1 protein-coding gene is annotated in these 438 nt (G+C 41.3%); it reads left to right on the top strand.

The window, feature by feature from the left end; genetic code table 11:
- Positions 1-438, top strand: a 438-nt coding sequence (locus tag UYI_RS0131470) for a transposase (protein WP_016870658.1), incomplete at both ends; no start/stop codon positions are given.

The following is a 438-nucleotide window of genomic DNA, read 5'->3' as shown; positions in this document are numbered from 1 at the left end:
CACACTTGATTGTAGATGCCTTGATGTGTCCTTATCGTATTGGAGAGCGAGTCAGGGTAAAGAAACTGCTGCGTTCGGTAAGATCAGGGATGTTATTGATGTGGGATAGAGGATTGCATTCTTACAATATGGTGCAAGCAACCCAAAAGCAAGGATGTCATTTTTTAGGAAGAGTTCCTGCCAATGTTAAGTTTGTCCCAGAACAAATTCTAGACGATGGCTCATATCTTGCCTGGATTTATCCTGATGGTAAGTCCAAGAAAAAGGGTTTTAGCAAAATTCTGTTACGCGTTATTGAGTACACGATTGATTCTCAAACAGAACACAACACTTACCGCTTGATTACCAGCTTGCTAGATCCTCAACTTTACCCGGCAACGGTATTAGCTCGTGAATACCATCAACGTTGGGAAGTAGAAAACACGATTGATGAATTAC

Source organism: Fischerella muscicola PCC 7414, assembly GCF_000317205.1.
Classification (GTDB): domain Bacteria; phylum Cyanobacteriota; class Cyanobacteriia; order Cyanobacteriales; family Nostocaceae; genus Fischerella; species Fischerella muscicola.
The sequence above is the reverse complement of the archived record's forward strand: the minus strand, read 5'-3'. Positions and strand labels throughout refer to the sequence as shown.